Origin of the sequence: Streptomyces cucumeris (assembly GCF_024295805.1) — a bacterium.
Classification (GTDB): Bacteria; Actinomycetota; Actinomycetes; order Streptomycetales; family Streptomycetaceae; genus Streptomyces; species Streptomyces cucumeris.
On sequence record NZ_JANCLX010000003.1, the window covers coordinates 168,191 to 188,600 of the forward strand.

General features: G+C 72.1%; 10 protein-coding genes. 7 read left to right on the plus strand and 3 right to left on the minus strand.

Annotated features, from left to right (window positions below; all coding sequences use genetic code 11):
* The gene (locus NMK44_RS05995; protein WP_254739029.1) at positions 1–693 is read right to left on the minus strand and encodes a LuxR C-terminal-related transcriptional regulator; all 693 of its coding nucleotides are present in this window, start codon (positions 691–693) and stop codon (positions 1–3) included.
* A 393-nt stretch (positions 694–1,086) separates the two neighbouring features.
* Entirely contained in the window at positions 1,087–2,637 is a 1,551-nt protein-coding gene (locus NMK44_RS06000) for a methyltransferase (RefSeq protein ID WP_254739031.1), read from the minus strand.
* A gap of 300 nt (positions 2,638–2,937) precedes the next feature.
* On the opposite strand from NMK44_RS06000, the gene NMK44_RS06005 reads away from it, so the two are divergent.
* Positions 2,938–3,732, plus strand: a complete 795-nt coding sequence (locus tag NMK44_RS06005) for a YqcI/YcgG family protein (RefSeq protein WP_302887838.1) — start codon at positions 2,938–2,940, stop codon at positions 3,730–3,732.
* Here NMK44_RS06005 and NMK44_RS06010 read toward each other — a convergent pair.
* Positions 3,672–4,907 (minus strand): cytochrome P450, encoded by a 1,236-nt coding sequence (locus NMK44_RS06010; RefSeq protein ID WP_254739035.1) that lies wholly within the window; start codon positions 4,905–4,907, stop codon positions 3,672–3,674. The genes NMK44_RS06005 and NMK44_RS06010 overlap by 61 nt on opposite strands.
* A 236-nt stretch (positions 4,908–5,143) precedes the next feature.
* Here NMK44_RS06010 and NMK44_RS06015 point away from each other — a divergent pair, with 236 nt between their 5' ends.
* The 6 genes from NMK44_RS06015 (at position 5,144) to NMK44_RS06040 (ending at position 20,341) form a co-directional block, all read left to right on the plus strand.
* Positions 5,144–6,550, plus strand: coding sequence for a cupin domain-containing protein (locus NMK44_RS06015; protein ID WP_254739037.1), 1,407 nt, complete (start codon positions 5,144–5,146; stop codon positions 6,548–6,550).
* Between the two features lie 29 nt (positions 6,551–6,579).
* Positions 6,580–6,810 carry an MbtH family protein gene (locus NMK44_RS06020; protein ID WP_254739038.1) on the plus strand — a complete coding sequence of 77 codons (231 nt, stop codon included), beginning with the start codon at positions 6,580–6,582 and terminating at the stop codon, positions 6,808–6,810.
* Positions 6,807–9,899, plus strand: coding sequence for a type I polyketide synthase (locus NMK44_RS06025; RefSeq protein ID WP_254739039.1), 3,093 nt, complete (start codon positions 6,807–6,809; stop codon positions 9,897–9,899). The genes NMK44_RS06020 and NMK44_RS06025 overlap by 4 nt, the downstream gene beginning before the upstream one ends.
* A gap of 91 nt (positions 9,900–9,990) precedes the next feature.
* Positions 9,991–13,041, plus strand: a complete 3,051-nt coding sequence (locus NMK44_RS06030; protein WP_254739041.1) for a thioester reductase domain-containing protein — start codon at positions 9,991–9,993, stop codon at positions 13,039–13,041.
* Positions 13,038–18,806: a non-ribosomal peptide synthetase gene (locus NMK44_RS06035; protein ID WP_254739042.1), complete on the plus strand. Its 5,769-nt coding sequence runs from the start codon at positions 13,038–13,040 to the stop codon at positions 18,804–18,806. Before NMK44_RS06030 ends, NMK44_RS06035 begins: the two co-directional genes overlap by 4 nt.
* Positions 18,803–20,341 (plus strand): amino acid adenylation domain-containing protein, encoded by a 1,539-nt coding sequence (locus tag NMK44_RS06040; protein ID WP_254739043.1) that lies wholly within the window; start codon positions 18,803–18,805, stop codon positions 20,339–20,341. The genes NMK44_RS06035 and NMK44_RS06040 overlap by 4 nt, the downstream gene beginning before the upstream one ends.
* Positions 20,342–20,410 lie beyond the last annotated feature (69 nt).

A 20,410-nucleotide genomic window follows, 5' to 3' on the forward strand; every position in this document is an offset into this window, starting at 1 on the left:
CTAGGGCTGTAGGGCGGTGGAGCGCTGGTCCGGTACCGCTCCCGCGATCCCCATCTCATAGGCGAGGATCACGGCGTCGACACGGTTGCGCAGGGCCAGTTTGCGGCAGATGCGGTTGAAGTGGGACTTCACCGTGGCTTCCGACAGCACCAGCACATCGGCGATCTGCTGGTTGGTCAGCCCCTCCGCGACCAGCCGGAAGACCTGCATCTCCCGCGAGGTGAGCAGGGACAGCTCCCCGGAGGGGCGCGGTGCGGGCGACCGGTGGGTACCGCGCAGCGCCGTGAGGACCTGGCCGACGATCCCCGGGCTCATCGCGGCGCCACCCCTGGCCACGTCCCGCACCCCGGAGACGATCTCCTCGGGGGACCCGCGCTTGAAGAGGAAGCCGCGTACCCCGGCGCGGGCGGCACCGAGGACCCAGCCGTCCGCCAGTCCGCCTTCGGAGGTGAGCAGCACCACGGTGACGGGGGCGGGGCTGTCCTCGACCAGGGTGCGCACCAGATCGAGGGTGTCGGGACCGGGCAGGGTGGCGTCCATCAGCACCAGATCCGGCCGGTGGGCCCGGGCCAGGTCCAGCAGCGCATGGCCGTTGCTGGCCTCGCCCTGGACCCGGAAGGCCGGATCGGCCTCGAAGAGCGCGCGCAGGCCCCGGCGCACCAGGGGCTGTTCATCACCGAGCAACAGGCTCACCGCGGAAGTCCCGCTGGACGGCCGGCATCTCGTCCCGCCCAGACTCTCGGGGCCGTCCGTGCCTCGCATCACACGCATGCCTGTCATCGCCAAGTTCCCCCTGTAGACAAGTCGGTACGTATCTGTCGGCGCGCCTTTGACACACAGAGGTGCGCAGCCTGCTACTCGCACAGCCTAAGCGAGCACCATCTGAAACAGGAACCGTTTCCAGAATGGCGCGATTCCCATTTCCTTTCGCAGCTCGGCCATGGGGTGGCCTAGTTAATTAACCCGGGATGTTGGTTTTACCGCGAGATTGCACGGACTTTGTGCGATGACAATCATTGTCAGTGTCATCTATTGGCATGTGATTCAGCCACCCCACCACAGTGGTGCGCCTCGGCCATGGCTGGATCACGCCCATTGGAAGGCACGCAGCGCCTCGGTGTCGATCCGGCCTTCCGCGGTGAGCGGAAAGGTCTCGAGCAGGACGAAGCGGCCGGGCATCGGGCCGTCGCCCGCGCGCTCGCGCACATGGGCGCGCAGCTTGGCCGGGCTGAGGTTCTCCACCCGCCCGTACCAGGGCCGGTTGACCGGCCGCCGGGGCGGGGCGGGCTCGTCCGGGAAGCGCACCCCGGGCGCGGGTGTCCCGGAAGCCTCATGGCGCACCAGGGCGAGGTCGAAGGCGCCGTCCGGCAGCGAACGGGCCCAGCTCAGCCGTACCGCATAGGGCAGGTCGTCGCCGAGCGCCCACATCTCCTCGGGGTCGACCGCGTGTGCGGCGGCGTCCCGGGCCGTCCGTATCACCTCCGCCGCCTGCGCCGGGCGGTCGGGCCGGGCCAGCAGTTCGGAGGCGATGTGGTCGGCCAGCACCCGGGCGTTGGGGACGCCGAGCAGACCGAGGCCGGCGGGCCGCTCCGCCTCGAGGTGGCGGCGCAGTTGCTCCGGGGTCCAGCGGTCCCTCTCCCACGGCTGCCATGCGGGCACGGCCACCTCTCCCCCGGGCACCGCGTCGAGCCGGATCACCGCGTCGTAGCGGAACCGGTTCATCTCCGTGCGGCGCGTCCCCCGCCGCGGCAGGACGGACACCTGCGCCACCCGGGGCAGCCGGGTCCGCAGGGTGGTGAAGTAGCAGGGGTCGATGAGGAGTTCGGTGCCGGTGCAGCAGCGCCGCTCGACGAGCGTCTGGACCTTCTCACCCGGCGCCCGCTCCGGGGCCCTGGACAGTTCGAGGCCGGCGCTGAACGCCCGGTGCACCGCCGCGGAGCGCACGTCCCCGATGAAAAGGAAACCTCCTTCGGCCACCGCGTCCACGGCCTGGCGGACCACCCGGTCCAGATACTCCTCGTCCGGGAAGTACTGCGACACAGAGTTCACCACGAAGCCGTCGACGGACCCCGGGGCGACGGCCGAGAAGTCGTCGGCGGGCCCCTGGAACAGCTCCACCCCGTCCGGCAGCCGGCCGCCGAAGGAGTCCCGGATCCGCTCCACCGCACGCGCGGAGATATCACTCGCCACATAGCGGTCGGTCCCGCCCGCCAGCCGGTGCAGCAACAGCCCGGTGCCACAACCGACTTCGAGGATGCGGCGGGCACCCAGACCGCTGATCCTCGTCACCGTCCCGTCCACCCAGGCCTGCATGTCCTCCGCGGTCAGCTCACCACCGGTGTAGCTGCTCAGCCAGCCCCGGGTGTCGAAGGTCGGGTCCTCCGGGGCCTGTTGGGCGTAGACGTGGTCGTACACGCCCTGCCATTCGGCCACGTACTGGCGACCGAGCGCCGCGCCGTCGTCCACGACGGCGTCGTTCCGGCGCGGGACCACATAGGCGGTGTGGAGGGGGGTGCCGTCGGACCCCTCCCCGGTCAGTACGGCCGAGCGGTCGACACCGGGGTGCGCGTCAAGGATCCGTTCCAGCGCCGCCGCACCGTCCACCGCACCGGATATCACCGAATCGGGAGCAGACATGCACTTCTCCTTTTGATGCGTAGAGATGGCCTCTTGATTGCGCCTCAATACGGCGGCCACACCGGATTCGCGCACATGATACCCACCGGGATTACCGCCCGGAAGGTTCCACCGGGACGCTCCCTGCAGTGCACCTCTTGGTGCACAAGTACCCGGACTCTTCCACTCCTGGTTGCACGGAACAATGTCTACCCAGGTTGGAAGACCGGCCCCGGCCAGCGCTGGTAGCGTCCTGGCCGAGCAATGACCGAGAAAAGGAAAGCCACCAGCGGAATAGCGACCCCCGGGGTGATAACTGAAATGTCAGATGCCGTCATCGGTACCACACCCGAATGGGGCTCCGAATACCTTCGGAACTTGCGGGAGACCCTTCTTTCGGATACCTCCCCGTTCCCCTGCACATTCGCGGTGTCCGGGGTGAAGCGAAACAGTCTGCGTTTCGGCTTCGTTGAGTCGCTGGACGACGAGAAGACCTGGACCGCCCTCGACGACATGCTCATCAGGTATCTCGAGCAGTACCGTGAACTCGGGCGCGAGACCTCCCTGGTGGTCTTCTTCGGACAGGACGACGGGACCCGCACCATGGCCGAGTACCGCGAGCGGTTCTGGGCGGTGCTGCAGTATCTGCACGACACGGACACCGAGCCGTGGCCGGCGGACGTCCCCCGGGACACCGACGACCCCTGGTGGGAGTTCAGCTTCGGCGGCACACCGGTCTTCGTGGTCTGCAACACCCCGGCGCACCGGCTGCGGCGCAGCCGTCACAGCCCCGGCTTCTTCATCACCTTCCAGCCCCGGTGGGTCTTCGAGGAGCTGGGTGCCGACACCCCCGCGGGGGCGGCCTCGCGGCGGATCATACGCAAGCGGCTGAGCCGGTACGACGCCGTCGAAGCCTCCCCCGAGCTGGGTTCCTACGGGGACCCCCACAATCGTGAGTGGCGGCAGTACTTCCTCCCCGACGCCCAGGACGAGCCGGGTGCCGGGGAGGTGCGCTGCCCCTTCCGGCACCGCGGGACCGCGGGCACGGCCGGAGCTCAGCCGACCGGGGACGACAGCACCATCCGCTTGACCCCGAAGATGGTCGGCGAGTCGTAGTAGACCGGGGCCTCGGCGAACCGCAGCCGTCCGCACCGCTCCAGCAGCATCGACAGCGCGATCCTCGCCTCCATCCGGCCCAGCGGGGCACCGATGCAGAAGTGGATGCCGTGCCCGAAGGACAGATGGGGGTTGGGGCTGCGGGTGATGTCGAACGTCTCCGGATCGGTGAACTGGCGCTCGTCGTGGTTGGCCGACAGCACCCAGCTCGCCACCATCACGTCCGCCGGGATGTCCACCCCGCCGAGCGTGGTGTCCCGGTTGGTCAGCCGGTACGCCAGCGGTGCGGGCGGGCTGTACCGCAGCACCTCCTCCAGGGCTCCGGGCACGGCGGCGGGATCCGCGCGCAGCGCCGCCAGGGCCCCGGGGTTGGCGTCCAGGCACACCAGGCTGTTGCCGAGCAGCAGGGTGGTGCTGATGTGCCCGGCGAGCAGCATCATCAGGGTGATGGTGAACACTTCGTTCTCGCTGAGCCGTTCACCCTCGACCTCGGCCGCCACCAGCCGGCTGAGCACATCGTCCGAGGGGTTGCGCCGCCGGTGGGCGGCGTGGTCCAGGATGTAGGACTCCATCTCCAGCAGCAGCGCGGCCATGGTCTCCGGCACCTGGAGCCGGGAGGCGTCGACCGCCCCCGCGTCGTGGTTGGCGGAGACCAGGGCGTCCGCCCAGCCCCGGAACATGGCGTGGTCGGCGGCCGGGACACCGAGCAGTTCGGCGATGACGAAGACGGGCAGCGGGTTGAAGAACCCGGACACCATCTCGACCTCGTCACGGCCCTCCATGGCCTCCAGCAGGCCCGCCGTGAGCTCGGTGATCTTCTTCTCGAGTCCGAGCACCGCCCGCGGGGTGAGGGCCTGACCGACCAGCTTGCGCAGCTTGTGGTGGCGCGGCGGGTCGGTGACGCTCAGATGCCCCTTCAGCAGATTCGGCACCGGCCGTTCACCGGGAGCGGTCTCCGCGGGACCCGGCGCCGGAATCAGCCTGCTGAAATCGGAGGAGAAGGTCTCGGCGTCCTTCAGCATCCGCTGGGTCTCGGCGAATCCGAAGACCTGGCAGGAGCGACTTGTCTCATCCCACAGCACGGGGTTGTCCCGTCGGTTTCCGGCCAGCCATTTCCGTAATGCCCGGCCGCCGTCCGCTGTGTTCGACGGAGGCCCGGTCACGGTCTCGGTCATTACTCCCGCTCCTTTGCGATCGCCGCCGGGGTGTCCGGCCGACGCAGCAACCATAACCATCCGGTGACTGCTTGCCCAGGCCACGGAGGCTCAACTCCCGGTTGTGATCGGGGTTTCCAACCCAGGTTGGACGACGCATTCACGGCCGACTTGCTAGCTTCTCAACCGCTCGAGTTCGGACGCGGAGTTTCGGACATGAAGAGCAGCCGCCGGTGCCGAAGAAAGGGAAATTACCCATGTCCCCTGTCTCGCGTATCAGGAGCACACCGGACGACCCCAACGGAATAGTCCGGCGATACGCAGCGAACTCGCCCTTCCGCAGTGCCACGGCGGAAGAGCTGGTCAACGAGGACAACCCGTTCCGGCGTCCCGTGCGTCCGCACGACCTCGGATTCCTGGATTACGGGACGCCGCTTCCGGCCGACCGGGCGCTCCGGCTCAGTTCGCTGCTCGGCCATCGGATGCTGCGCACCGTGCACGATGCCGATCTGCTGTTCCTCCCGGCCGGTGGCGACGGGCATCCGAGCCAGGACGACGCCGCGGCGTTCCGTTCCGCGGAGAACCGGATCCTGGGGCGCCAGGCGGCCGGGGTCCTGGAACACCACCTCTTCCACTGGCTGGCGGAGGCGCATGCGCCGCTCGCCGGCGGCGACGTGGCCGCGCTCACCGCACATGTCCAGGGCGTCCTGGAGGAGCGGCGGGCCCGTCCCGGCCGTGCGCTGGAGGTGGCCCGTGGCTGCCGCCACCGCAAGCAGGCGGCGACGTTCACCCTCGTCCAGCTCACGGCGGCGCGGCCGGCGGTGCTCAGTGCCGTGGGCCGGACACAGCTGGGCGACTACGACACCGCCCACCCCGCGCTGCGCGGCCTCCTGCTGACGGACTTCCAGGGCCGGGCCGACCGGTCCACGCACTACCGGCGGCACCTGGCGGACGCGGGGCTCTCCGCCGAGCCCTACGCCTACTGGCAGTTCCTGCTGTCGTCATCGCTGGCGGGCGCCAACCATCTGCACACGGTGGCCCATGACCATGACCGCCTGGCGGAGTTCCTGGGCGCCTGGGTCCACCACCGGCTCGACGAGTCGGTCACGGCGGAGGGCTACGCCGAGGTGTTCCGCACCGCGTACGGCACCGAGGACGCGTCCTACTTCACCGGGACGCCGGAGCTGACCGCCGAGGGCGCGGCCACGCTGACCGAGGCCCTGGTGGCCCCGCTGCACGAGCGCTTCGGCGCGGAGGCCGTGGCCTCCTTCCACCGCGGGTTCGAGGACGCGCGGCGGCTGGCCGCGGTGGCCGATGAGGACCTGGCCGTCCAGCTCGACTGGGCCGACCGGCTCGACGAGTACAAGGTCAAGGCCGAGAAGCTGGACGCCCTGATCAGCTCCAGCGGTATCGAGGTCGACCTGGAGACGTTCGTGGAGTCCCACGAGGAGACCTCCACCACCCATGTCCACGACGACCACCGGCTGGTGGTGGTGGAGATCGGCCAGATGCACTTCTGGAACAACGTGGGCGAGATGATCCCGATGAACGAGGGCGACAAACTCCTCATCCCCGCCGAGCGGCTGCACGGTTCGATGGTGCGCTCCGGCACCTGCACCTATCACCAGCCGGTGATCACCGAGGAGTTGCTCAGCCAGGTCTGACCCGCCCGCCACTTCGCGAAGGACCTCCGGTGAGAAACGAGCAAGGCGACGGCCCGTACCGCGTGGTCGTCAACCACGACGACCAGTACTCCCTGTGGCCGGCCGACCGCGAGAACGCCCCCGGCTGGCACGACGAGGGCACGACCGGCGACCGGGCCACCTGTCTGCGCCGCATCGAGGACATCTGGACGGACATGCGCCCGGCCTCGCTGCGCGAGCGGATGGACGGACCGGCGCGGGAGGAGGCGGGCGGCCGATGACCGGGACCGAGACACCGGCGGCCGAGGGGAACCGGATCGCGGTCGTCGGCTTCTCCGGCCGCTTTCCGGGGGCCTCCTCGGCCGGGGAGTTCTGGCGTCTGCTGCGCTCCGGCCGGGAGGCCCACACCGAGCTCACCCCGGAGCGGCTCCGGGCCGCGGGGGTGCCGGAGGATCTGCTGGACGATCCTCATCTGGTGCGGACCCGGCCGCTCCTGGAGGGCGTGGAGCTGTTCGACGCCGCGTTCTTCGGCTACACGCCCCGTGAGGCGGAGCTGATGGACCCCCAGCAGCGGCTGTTCCTGGAGTGTTCCTGGGAGGCGCTGGAGTCCGCGGGCTACGACTCCGCGCGGTTCGAGGGCTTCGTCGGCGTCTTCGGCGGCGGTGGCCCCACCTCGTACTGGCAGCGCCACCTCTCGGCCGACCCGGACTATCTGCGGGAAGTGGGCGAGTTCCAGGCGCTGCTGGGCAACGAGAAGGACTTCCTGGCCCCCCGTGTCTCGTACAAGCTGGATCTGCGGGGGCCCAGCGTCACCGTGCAGAGCGGCTGTTCCTCCTCGCTGGTGGCGGTGCACCTGGCGGTGCAGAGCCTGCTCAGCGGTGAGTCCGACCTCGCCCTGGCCGGTGGCGCCACCGTGTACTTCCCGCAGGACGCGGGCTATGTGCACCACGAGGGGGGCGTCAACTCGCCCGACGGACACTGCCGGGCGTTCGCCTCCGACGCGAGCGGTACGGTGCCGGGCGACGGTGTCGGTGTGGTGGTCCTCAAGCGGCTGGAGGACGCCCTCGCCGACGGCGACCCGGTGCACGGGGTGCTGCTGGGCACCGCGGTCAACAACGACGGTGCGCACAAGGCCGGTTTCACCGCGCCGAGCGTACGCGGCCAGGCCGCGGTGATCGCCGAGGCGCTGGCCGTCGCGGGTGCCCAGGCGGAGTCGATCTCCTACGTCGAGGCGCACGGCACCGGAACGCCGCTGGGCGACGAGATCGAGATCGTGGCGCTGACCGAGGCGTTCGCCACCGAGAAGCGCGGCTACTGCACCATCGGCTCGCTCAAGCCGAACATCGGGCACACCGACACCGCGGCCGGTGTACTGGGCATGATCAAGGTCCTGCTGTCACTCCGCCACCAGGAGATCCCCCCGGCCGTCAATGTGGCCGTACCGCATCCGGACATCGACTTCCCCAACACCCCCTTCCGCATCAGCGGTGAGCCGACGCCGTGGCCGCGGACCACCGCACCGCGCCGGGCGGGCGTCAGCTCGTTCAGCGTCGGCGGCACCAACGCGCATATCGTCCTCGAGGAGCCGCCGCTGCCCGCGCCCGCCGTCCCTTCCGACGGCGCCGAGCTGCTGGTGCTGTCCGCGCGGACGGACACGGCACTGCAACGGGCCGGTACCGCGCTGGCCGACGCGCTGCGCGGCGATGACGCACCGCACCTGGCGGACGCCGCCCACACACTGCGCGTCGGCCGGCGGCCCTTCGCCCACCGGATGGCCCTGGTCTGCCGGGACCGCGCGCAGGCGGTGGCGGCCCTGGACGGCACCGGTGTCACCCCGGTGTCCGTGGGCCACGCGGACACGACCGGTCCCGCCCCCGACGTGGCGTTCCTCCTCCCCGGCCAGGGCAGTCAGTACACCGGGATGGGACAGGGCCTCTACACCGCGCACCCCGCCTACCGGGCGGTCGTCGACACCTGCGCCGAAGCCCTCCTCCCCGCCCTGGGCGAGGATCTGCGCGAGGTGCTCTTCCCCGATCCGGCCGACGCCGCGCGCGCCACCGGGCGGCTGACCACGACACGGCTGGCCCAGCCCGCCCTGTTCGTCACCCAGTACGCGCTGGCCCGGCTGCTGGACGGCTGGGGCGTACGTCCGGCGGCCCTTCTCGGGCACAGCGTCGGCGAGTTCACGGCGGCCTGTCTGTCCGGTGTGCTGGAACTCCCCGACGCCCTGCGTCTGGTCGCGCTCAGGGGCGAGCTGGCGCAGCGCTGCGCGCCCGGGGCGATGGTCTCCGTGCCGCTGTCGCGCACCCGGGTGGAGAAGCTGCTCCAGGACACCCCCGAGCTGTCGGTCGCGGCGGTCAACGCCGCGGAGCGCACGGTGGTGTCCGGACCGGAGGAGGCCGTCGGGGAGCTGATCCACCGGCTCGACGCGGAGGGGATCCGCACCACCCGGCTGCACACCTCGCACGCCTTCCACTCCGCCATGATGGATCCGGCCGTCGAGGAGTTCACCGCGGCCGTGGCGGGGGTCCCGCTGCATGAGCCCACGGTCCCCTATCTGTCGAACGTGACGGGCACCTGGATCACTCCGGAGCAGTGTGCCGACCCTTCGTACTGGGGACGTCAGCTCCGGGAACCGGTGCTGTTCGGGGACGCGTTGCGCACCCTGCGCCAGGTGTCCGGCCGATTGCTGCTGGAGGTGGGACCGGGCAACGCCCTGCGGTCGCTGGCCGCGCAGGACGCCGACCGTACCGTTCCCCCGGTGATCGCCACCCTCGGTCCGCACCAGGAGACCCGGGACGCGGTGCCCGTGCTGGAGGCCGTGGCACATCTGTGGACCCGCGGGGTGGACGTGGACCTGGCCGCGCTCGGCGGAGAGGAGCCCCGCCGCCGGGTGCCGCTGCCGACGTACCCCTTCGACCGGCAGCGGTTCTTCGTCGACCTCCCGGCGACGGCGTCCGTACCCGCCCGGAAGACGGTACGGCAGGTGGCCGACGCCCCGGAGGCACCGGAGCCGGAGCCGGTGGCGGACGGTCCGCGCCTGGCGCGCTACGGCCGGCCCGAGCTGCCGACCGCCTACACCGCGCCGCGCACTCCCCTGGAGGAGACGCTCGCCGGTGTGTGGCAGGAGGTGATGGGGGTCCATCCGGTCGGCGCCCATGACAACTTCTTCGACCTGGGCGGGCATTCGCTGCTCGCGGCCCAGGTCGTCGCCCGGCTGCAGAGCGTGCTGCCGGTCACCCTGACGGTGACCGACCTGCTCTCGGAGACCCAGACCGTCGCCGGGATGGCCCAGGCGGTCGAGCGGCGGCTGCACGAGAAGCTCGCCGGAATGTCGGACGAGGACGCCGCCCGGCTCCTCGCCGAGTAACCGTCCGGCACCGCCGGACACCCGGCACACCCGGCACACCCGGCACACCCGGACAACGGTCATCGCGGTACTTGCGGAGGTTGACGCTCTCATGGTCCCACCCGGCCCCCCGGCCGACGGCACGGAACTGTCGGTGACGAAGCAGCGGTTGATGGCGAAATGGCTGGCCGGTGGCGGAGCGCCGCGGGGGACCACCATTCCCCGCCATGACCGCCCCGGTCCGGTCGCGCTCTCCTTCGCCCAGGAGCGGCTCTGGTTCCTCGCCCAGCTCCACCCCGGCAGCCCGTACCACAACATGGTCGAGGCGATCCGGATCCGCGGGCCGCTGGACCGGGACGCCCTGCGCCACGCCCTGGAGCAGGTGGTGCGGCGCCATGACGCGCTGCGCACCGTCTTCGACGTCCACCAGGGGGAACCGCACCAGTTCATCCTGGAGGACCAGCCGCTCGCCCTCGTCGTCGACGCCGGGCCGGTCTCCGCCGAGCGGGCGGTGGAGGTGCTGCGCGAGGCGTCGCAAGCCCCCTTCGACCTCATCCGGGGGCCGTTGATCCGGTTCCATCTGACCCCGCTGGGCCCGCAGGAGCACGTCCTGATGGTGACGCTGCACCATCTGGTGGGTGACGGGATGTCGGTGGGCATCCTGTTCCGCGAGCTCTTCGCCTGCTACGAGGCCCGCACGGCCGGACGGGAGCCGACGGGTCTGCCGGAACTCCCGGTGCGCTACGCCGACTTCTCCCACTGGCAGCGGCACCTGCTGCGCGGCCCGGAGCTCGAACGGCGGCTCGACCACTGGCGTGCCGTCCTGCACGAGCCGCTGCCCGATCTGGACGGGATGACCGACCGGCCCCGGCGGGGCAACCCCAGTCTGCGGGCGGTCAGCCGCTCCTTCACCCTCTCCGCCTCCCTCTCGGCGCGGCTGCGCGCCCTCGCCCGCGACCACCAGGCGACCCTGTTCATGGCTCTGCTGGCCGGTTTCAACGTGCTGGTGCACCGGCGCACCGGCGGCGACGACATCGTGACCGGTTCGGTCGTCCACGGCCGCGACCAGCCCGAGGTGGAACACCTCATCGGCTTCTTCGCCAACACCCTGGCGCTGCGCACCGACCTCTCCGGCACACCGTCCTTCACCGAGGTGCTGGAGCGGGTGCGGCGGACCTGTCTGGAGGCGTACGCCCACCGGGACACGCCCATCGAGATCCTGGCGGCCGAGCTGCGGCCGGGGCGCAACGGCGGGGACAACCCGCTCTTCCAGGCCGCCGTGGTCGGTGAGAATCCGGCCGGGGCCGCGCGGATGGGCGATCTGGAGGTCGGGGCCTTCGACTTCGGGCTCGACACCTCCGAGTTCGACCTGGTGCTGCACTACTGGGAGACCGACGGACGGGTGGAGGGCGGGGTGCGCGGCAGCGCGGACCTCTTCCACCCCGCGTCCGTCGACCGGTTCACCACGGAGCTGGAGCAGTTGTTCGCCGCGGTGGTGGCGGACCCGGAGCGGCCGGTGGCCACGCTGTCCCTCTCCACCGCGCCCCCGACGGCGCCCGAGGCACGGCCCGCCACCGCGGAGACCCACGCGTCCGCGGCCCCGCCCCCGGTGGACGGCCCGGTGCCCGGCCCGGCCGGGGACGACTCCGCGCTGAGCCCGACCGAGCGGGAGGTCGCGGCGGTGTGGCGCGAGGTGCTCGGCGTCCGGGACATCGACCCCGACGAGGACTTCTTCGAGGCCGGCGGACACTCCCTGCGTGCCGTCCGGGTCCTGCTGCGCCTCCGGGAGCGGCTGGGCGTGGACCTGCCGGTGCAGGCGTTCTTCGAGGCGCCGACGGTGAGCGCGCTGGCCGCCGTGTTCGACCGGGCCCAGGGGTCCGCCGCGGCGGAGACCGCACCCGCCGGTGACCAGGACGGCCGGGACGACGCGGCCGTCCTGCTCGCCGACGCCGTACTGGACCCGGAGATCTCCTGCCCGGACGGCGCCGCCCATGACCCCGCGCTCGTGGCGGCGCCCGCACACATCCTGCTCACCGGCGCCACCAGCTTCCTCGGCATCCATCTGCTGGCCCGTCTGCTGGCGGTGACCGGCGCCCGGGTGCACTGCCTGGTGGAGGCGGGCGGTCCCGGGGAGGCCGAGAAGGAGCTGGCCCGTGCGGTGGACCGGTACCGGGTCCCGGTGGCGATGGACCGGGTCACCGTGGTCCCCGGCAGTCTGCGCGAACCCCTGCTCGGTCTGTCGACGATGACCTTCGCCCGGCTCGCGGGCACGATCGACGTGATCCACCACGCGGGCTGCGAGGCCAACCTGGCCCAGTCCTACCGGGAGTTGCGGGCGGCCAACGTGGGAGGCACCACGGAGGTGCTGCGGCTCGCCACCCGTGGCCGGATCAAACCGGTGCACTACGTCTCCTCCCCCGGTGTGCTGTTCGGCCGTGACACCGCGGCGGGCCCGCTGCCGACGGACGGACGGGTCCCGGCCGCTTCGGTCCTGCCGTCGGGCTATGTCCGCAGCCGGTGGGTCGCCGAGGAGCTGGCCGAGGCCGCACGGGCCCGGGGTATCCCGGTCTCCGTCTACCGGCCGGGCCGCCTCGGCGGTGACTCCGGCACCGGCGCAGGGGACCCGGACTCCGCCTTCTGGCGGTTCATCGGAGCCTGTACGGCGCTGGGCGCGGTACCCCGCTTCGGCCCGGACGCCGACTTCGACCTGGTGCCGGTGGACTACGTGACCGGGGCGCTGGCCGGACTGTCCCTGCTGCCCGGCGCACTGGGCGGTACGTACCACCTGGCCCATCCGGTGCGCACCCGGTTCGCCACCGTCGTCGAGCGGCTGCGGCGGGCCGGATACGCGCTGGAGGAGACCGAACCGGAGCGGTGGTCACGGCTGGTGGAGGCGGACGCCCTGGACGCCGGTCCCGACGACGGCCCTGACGGGACGTCGGCGTCGGTGGCCGCCCTGACGAGTTCATCGCGCGGCATGCCCGGCTTCGGCAGCCTCCGTCTCGATGTCTCCGGCACCCTGACCGCCCTCGCCGCTACCGGCGTGCGCTGCCCGGCGGTCGACGCGGAGCTGCTGGACCGCTATCTGCACCACCTCCTCGGCACGGGCCTGCTCACACCCCCGTCCGGACCGCGCGCTTCCCGATCGGAGATCGTCATATGAGTGCCGACCACGGCGCGGCCACGGCGCCCGCCGGTCCGCGTCTGCCCCTGCTGCCGACGACGGCCGACGCTCCGCCGCTGTGCCACCCGGTGACGCTGGACGCGCGGCGGTGGCACAGGATCTCGGCGCGGGCGGCCGAGGCGGGGCTCGAACCGGCGATGGTCCTGTGCGCCGCCTTCACCGAGGTGCTGGGGCTGTGGTCACGGGAGCCCGGATACACGGTGCGCATGCGCTCGGCGCGCGGCAGTGTGCTGGTGGACGCGGACGCCCTCGCCAACGGCGGTTTCCTGAACCGGGCGAGGGGGCTTGCCGGCTCGGCCCGCCCGGGCGACGCGTCCGGGTGGCCCGCGCCGCTGGTCGAGGTCGAGGACGCGGTCACCGGCCCGGCCGTGGACGCCCCGCTGGGCGCCGACCCCGTGCTCGTGCTGCGGCTGCGGCCGTCCGGGGCGGGGGTCACCGCCGTGTGGGAGTGTCCGCGGTCCGCCCTTCCGGAGGGCATGGCGGCGGACATGGCGGCCGTCTGGTCCGCACTGCTCACCGTCCTGGCCGAGGACCCGGCGGCCTGGACGGCGCCGGGCTCCCCCGTGACGCTGCCCCCCGCGCAGGAGCGGCAGCGGGCCGAGGTCAACGCGACCTCGGCGCCCGTGCCCGAGGGGCTGCTGCACGAGGCCGTCGGACGGGCCGCCGACCGCCACCCCGAGCGGGTCGCGGTCGTCTCGGGGCGGCGTGTGCTGCCCTACACCGAGCTGATGAGCCGGGCCCGCCGTATCGGACGGCGGCTGCGGGAGCTGGGCGCCCGGCCGGGCGCCCTGGTCGCGGTCTGTATGCGCAAGGGCTGGGAGCAGCCCGTCGGCATGCTGGGCGTACTGGAGTCGGGTGCTGCATGGGTCCCGGTGGACCCGGAACTGCCCGCGGACCGGCGGGACTATCTCTTCGAGACGACCGGCGCCGAGGTGGTGCTCACCCAGCGGGCGGTGGCCGACACCGGTGAGTGGCCCGCCGGGGTGACGGTGCTGGCCGTGGACGACGACGAGGAGTGGGCCGGGACCGCCGACGGACCGCTCACCCCGGCGCAGGATCCCGGTGATGTGGCCTACGTCCTGTTCACCTCGGGGTCCACGGGTCGTCCCAAGGGGGTGATGGTCCCTCACCGCGGGGCCCTGAACACCGTCCTGGACGTCAACGCCCGCTACGGCGTGACCTGCGAGGACCGGTTCATCGGGCTGTCGGCGATGAGCTTCGACCTCTCGCTGTGGGACATGTTCGGCGCCCTGTGCGCGGGCGCGGCCCTGGTGCTGCCCGATCCGGGCACCGAACGCGACCCGGCCCACTGGGTGGAGCTGGTGCGCCGTGAGTCGATCACCACCTGGATGGGCGCCCCGGCCCTCTTCGAGCTCTTCTGCGAACAGGTCGAGCAGGATCCGGAACCCTGGGTCGGCTCGCTGCGGCTGCTCATCCTCGGCGGTGACTGGATCCCGCTCTCCCTGCCGTCCCGAGCCCAGGACATCGCGCCGGGTGTGCGGTTCGTGAGCCTCGGCGGCAACACCGAGGCGTCGATCCTCTCCAGCACCTACGACGTGGAGACGGTGGATCCGGCGTGGCCGAGCATTCCGTACGGCAGGCCGCTGACCAACCAGACGCTGCACGTCCTCGACGCGGCCCTGCGCCCCCGGCCGGTCGGCGTACCCGGCGATCTGTACATCGGCGGCACGGGTGTGGCGCTCGGCTACTGGCGCGATCCGGACCGTACGGCCGCGGCCTTCCTCAGCCATCCGGTGACCGGGGAACGGCTGTACCGCACCGGCGACCTGGGCCGCTTCCTGCCGGACGGGAACGTGGAGTTCCTCGGCCGGGAGGACTTCCAGGTGAAGGTGGACGGCCACCGGATCGAACTGGGCGAGATCGAGACGGTGCTGCGGTCGCACCCCGGGATCGAGACGGCCGTGGTGACGGCGCTGCCGCGGCAGGACGGCGAACTGGGCAACCAGGCGCTCGCCGGGTACCTCGCACCGGTCGCGGGGACGTGGCCGGATGTGGCGGAGGTCCGTGGCCACCTCCGGGAGCGGCTCCCGGCGTACATGGTGCCCGCGCATCTGGTCGTACTGGAGTCGCTGCCGCTGACCGCGCACGGGAAGGTGGACCGGCGGGCCCTCCCCCGCCCCGGTGCGGAAGCCCTGGACGGCGCCGACGGTGGACCGCGCACCCCGCTGGAGACACTGGTCGCGGAGCTGTGGTCGGAGGTACTGGGCGTCGAACGGGTGGGCACCCACGACAGCTTCTTCGAACTCGGCGGCAACTCACTGCTCGGTATCCGGGTCATGAACCGGCTGCGGCAGCGGCTCGAACTCGACCTCGACGCGCACAGTCTGTTCCGGCACCGGACGGTGTCCGAACTGAGCCGGGCCATCGACCGGGTGAGGGCGGGCGACGGTCAGGACGGCGCACCCCTGCCGGCCGTGCGGCCCGACCCGTCGGCGGCATATGAGCCGTTCCCGCTCACCGATCAGCAGCAGGCGTACTGCGTCGGCCGGACCGGCTCGCTGTCCTCGGGCAACGTCTCGGCCCATATGTACCTGGAGTTCGAGGGCGAGAACCTGGACCTCGACCGGTTCCAGCGGGCCTGGCGGCGGGTGGTGGACCGCCATCCGATGCTGCGTGCCGTGGTGGTGCCCGAGACGATGTCGCAGCGCGTCCTGGAGTCCGTGCCCCCGTACGAGATGCCCGTCGTGGATCTGCGCGGGGCCGCGGAGGAGCGGGTGGCCGCCGGACTGGCGGAGATCCGGGAGCGGTACTCGCACGAGGTGCGACCGGTCGATACCTGGCCGCTGTTCGACGTGGTGGTGGCCCGGCTGGACGGCGGCCGCTCCCGGGTGCACATCAGCATCGACGCGCTGTGCGCCGACTTCGCCAGCGCCCGGGTGATGTTCGCCGACCTCACCCGCGCCTACGCCGAGCCCGGGGCGGAGCTCTCCCCGCCGCCGCTGGCCTACCGGGACTACGTGCTGTCCGTCGCCGGGCTGGACGGCACCGAGCGGTACCGGCGCTCGCTGGAGTACTGGGAGCGGCGGCTCCCCGCGCTGCCCCCGGCCCCGCAACTGCCGCTGGTGCGCAATCCGGAGGCGGTGACCGACCCGCGGTTCGTCCGCCGGTCGCTGCGGCTGGATGCGGACCGCTGGCGGCGGCTGGTCACCCGGGCGGGCGCGGGCGGCCTCACCCCCGCCGGGCTGCTGCTGGCCGTCTACGCGGAGGCGCTGGCGCCGTGGACGCATCAGCCCCGCTTCACCCTCAACGTGACCAATCTGAACCGGCTGCCGGTGCACCCGGACGTGGACGGCACGGTCGGTGAGTTCGCGTCGTTCGCCCTGGTCGAGGTGGACGCCACCGTGGCGGGGGACTTCGCGTCCCGGGCCCGCCGGGTGCAGGAGCAGCTCTGGAGCGACCTGGGCCATTCGCAGGTGAGCGGTGTCCAGCTACTGCGTGAACTGATGCGGTTGCGCGGCGGGTTCGACGGTGCGCTGATGCCGGTGGTCTTCACCAGCGCCGTGCCGCTGACCGGCGGTACCAGCACCCTGCTGGACGGGGTGCTGCGCCAGACGTACGGCATCACCCAGACCCCACAGGTCTGGATGGATCTGCTGACCGAGGTCCAGGACGAGGAGCTGGTGGTCAACTGGGACGTCGCCGAGGCGCTGTTCGCCCCGGAACTGCTGGACGGGATCTTCGCCGGGATGCGCGACCTGCTGACCCGGCTGGCCGATGACGACCGTGCCTGGTCGGCGGAGGAGCCGCTGGAACCCGCCGCGCTCCCGGCCCGGGACGGCGCGGGCCCGGCCGTCGCGGGCGAGGGCGCGTCCCGGGAGCTGCCGGATCTGCTGGTGCAGGACTTCTTCCTGGAGCAGTTGGCCCGGCAGCCGGACCGGACCGCCGTGATCAGCGGCGACCGGACGCTCAGCTACGCCGAACTCCACCGCGAGGCGTGCCGGGTGGCGCACTGGCTGCGGGAGCGGGGCGCGGGGCCCGGCAGGCCCGTCGGCATCGTGATGGAGAAGGGCTGGGAGCAGATCGCCGCGGCCTACGGTGTGCTGTACGCGGGCGCCCCCTATCTGCCGGTGGCCCCCGACGTGAGCGCCCGGCGGGTGCGGGAGCTGCTGGAGCGGTGCGAGGTGGAGCTGGTCCTCACCCAGTCGGGGCTGCGGGAGCTGGCCGGTGACCGGCAGACCCTGTGTCTGGACGCGCAGGAGCCGGACCCGGGCGCGGAACACGCGACGCTGCCCGAACGGTCGGCGACCCCGTCCGATCTGGCCTATGTGCTGTTCACCTCCGGCTCCTCCGGGCGGCCGAAGGGTGTGATGATCGAGCACCGCGGGGTCGTCAATGCGCTGCGCGAGACTCTCGAGACGTTCGCCCTCGGACCGCAGGACCGGGCCCTGGCACTGACCGCGCTGCACCACGACATGTCCGTGTTCGATGTGTTCGGGGTGCTGGGCGCGGGCGGGACGCTGGTGGTCCCCGACGCCGCCGCACGGCGGGAGGCCGCGGACTGGGCACGGCTGATGACCACGCACCGGGTCACCGTGTGGAATTCGGTGCCCGCGATGATGGAGATGCTCCTGGCGCATCTGGGCTCCGAGGACGGTCCGCTCCCCGGGCTGCGGCTGGCCTTCCTCGGCGGTGACTGGCTCCCCGTCGCCGCCGTCCGCCGGCTCACCGAACGGGCCGGGGTGGAGGTGGTGAGCGTGGGAGGCCCCACCGAGACCACGCTGTGGAACATCTGGCACCGGGTGGGCGAACTCGGCCCGGAGCGCCGCAGCGTCCCGTACGGCACCCCGATCGCCAACACCCGCTACCACATCCTGGACGAGCGGATGCGGGACCGTCCCGTGTGGGCGACCGGCGAGATGTACTGCTCGGGGGTGGGTCTTGCACGCGGTTACTGGGCGGACCCGGAGCGCACCGCGGCCTCGTTCACCACCCATCCGCGGACCGGCGAACGGCTGTACCGCACCGGTGATCTGGGCCGGTTCCTGCCGGACGGCACCATCGAGTTCGTGGGACGCGCCGACCTCCAGGTGCAGGTGGGCGGACACCGGATCGAACCGGGTGAGGTGGAGGCGGCGCTGCTGGCCCATCCGGCGGTGGGCTCGGCCGTGGTGGCCGGAGTGCCGCGTCCGGACGGGGGCGGACACCGGGGCCTGACCGGCTATGTGGTCCCGGCCGGTGCGGGCCGTGGCCCGCACGACCCCGCGCTGGGCGCACGGCTGCGGGACCATCTGCGGGAGACGCTCCCGGAGTACATGGTGCCGTCGGTCTTCGTCGTCCTCGACGCGCTGCCGCTGAATGCCAACGGCAAGGTGGACCGGCGGGCTCTGCCGACGGCCCGCCCGGAGGCCGGTGCCGCCGTGCCGTCCGCGCCGGATTCGGCGGTCGCCGAGGTCTGCGCCGCGGTCTGGGCGGAGGTGCTGGGGCTGGATGCGGTCGGCCAGGAGGACAACTTCTTCGCGCTGGGCGGGGATTCGGTACTGGCCACGCGGATCGTGACACGGCTGCGCCAGGTCTTCGAGTCGGAGCGGATCACCCTGCGGATGGTGTTCCTGTCGCCGACGGTGTCCGGGCTGGCCGAGGCGGTGACCGCGGCGGAGGAGGCCCCGGGACGGGCGGAGGCGACGGCCGCGATCCATCTGCGGATCGCGCGGATGTCCCCGGACGAGGTCGCGCGCGAACTGGCGGTCCGCCGGACCGCGGCGAAGAGCGGGGTGGGAAGTTGAGCACATCGGTCGACGGGACACCCGGTCGGCGCCCGCCCCTGCATGAGCGGGTGGCCCGGCAGGCGGTGCTCACCCCCGACGCCGAAGCGGTCGTCGGGGGCCGGGACCGGCTCACCTACGGGGAACTGGACGAGGCCGCCGAGGCGCTGGCCCGCCATCTGCGGGGGCTCGGGGCGGGTCCGGAGACCCTGGTCGGCATCTGTCTGGGACGGTCGCCGTGGATGGTGGTGGCCATGCTCGCGGTGCTCAAGGCGGACGCGGCCTACGTACCGCTGGATCCCGCGTTCCCGGCCGAGCGCATGGAGTTCATGCTGCGGGACAGCGGCACGGAACTGGTCGTCACCGACGAGGCGCGGCGCGGCCGGTTCGCGGACCGGCCCGGCGCGGTGGTGTCGCTGGACGGCGACTGGGCCGGGATCGCCGCCGCGGCGGATGCCCCGGCGCCGGAGGGGACGGCCGACCGGTCCGCGGGCGGGACGGCCGACCCGGGCTCCCGGCTGGCGTATGTGCTGTACACCTCCGGCTCCACCGGCCGCCCGAAGGGTGTCGCGGTGGAACACCGCAGCGCGGCGGCGTTCATCGACTGGGTGCTGGACCGGTTCAGCGCCGAGGAGTTGCGGTACACCCTGGCCTCGACGTCGATGTGTTTCGACCTGTCCGTCTTCGAGCTGTTCGGCCCGCTGGCCAGTGGCGGCACGGTGGTTCTGGCGGAGACGCTGTTCCATCTGCCGGTGGTCGCGGCCGACCGGCCGGTCTCCCTGGTCAACAGCGTGCCCAGTCTGCTGCTGGACCTGCTGGCCTCGGAGCCGCTGCCCGCGTCGGTGGTCACCGTCAACCTGGCCGGGGAGGCCCTGCCGGCCGCCCTGGCCCAGGCGTTGTACGGGACCGGCACGGTCGAGCGGGTCTACAACCTCTACGGCCCGTCCGAGGACACCACCTACTCCACCTGGAGCCTGGTCGGCCGTGAGGGGGGCAAACCGCTGATCGGCCGCCCCGTCACCGGGAGCAGCGCCCATGTGCTGGACGCCGACGGCCGGCCGGTCCCGGACGGTACGGCCGGGGAACTGTACCTGGGCGGGGAGGGGTTGGCCCGGGGTTATCTGGGACGGCCGGCGCTCACCGCCGAGCGTTTCGTACCGGACCCGTTCTCCGGAGGCCCCGGGGCGCGGCTGTACCGGACCGGCGATCTCGCACGGCGGCTGCCCGACGGTGCGCTGGACTACCTCGGCCGGGCCGATCAGCAGGTGAAGGTGCGCGGTCTGCGGATCGAACCGGGCGAGATCGAGGGGGTGCTGATGGAGCACCCGGCGATCCGCCGTGCCGCGGTGCTGGCCCACGGGGGCGCCGCCGACTCCGCCGGGCTGGTCGCCTACGTGGCGTGCGAAGAAAAGCCGGATGTGTCCGTGATACGGCGCTATCTACGGGAGCGACTCCCTTCTTATATGGTGCCGGGAATATTCGTGCCGGTGGACTCCATCCCGCTCACCGTGACCGGGAAAGTCGATGTCAACGCACTGCCCGCACCGCACGCATAAACCCGTACGCCGCCGCCCCCAATCACCGGGCGGCGGCGGCCAATTCAGCTCGCCCCTCCTTCGAAAAGA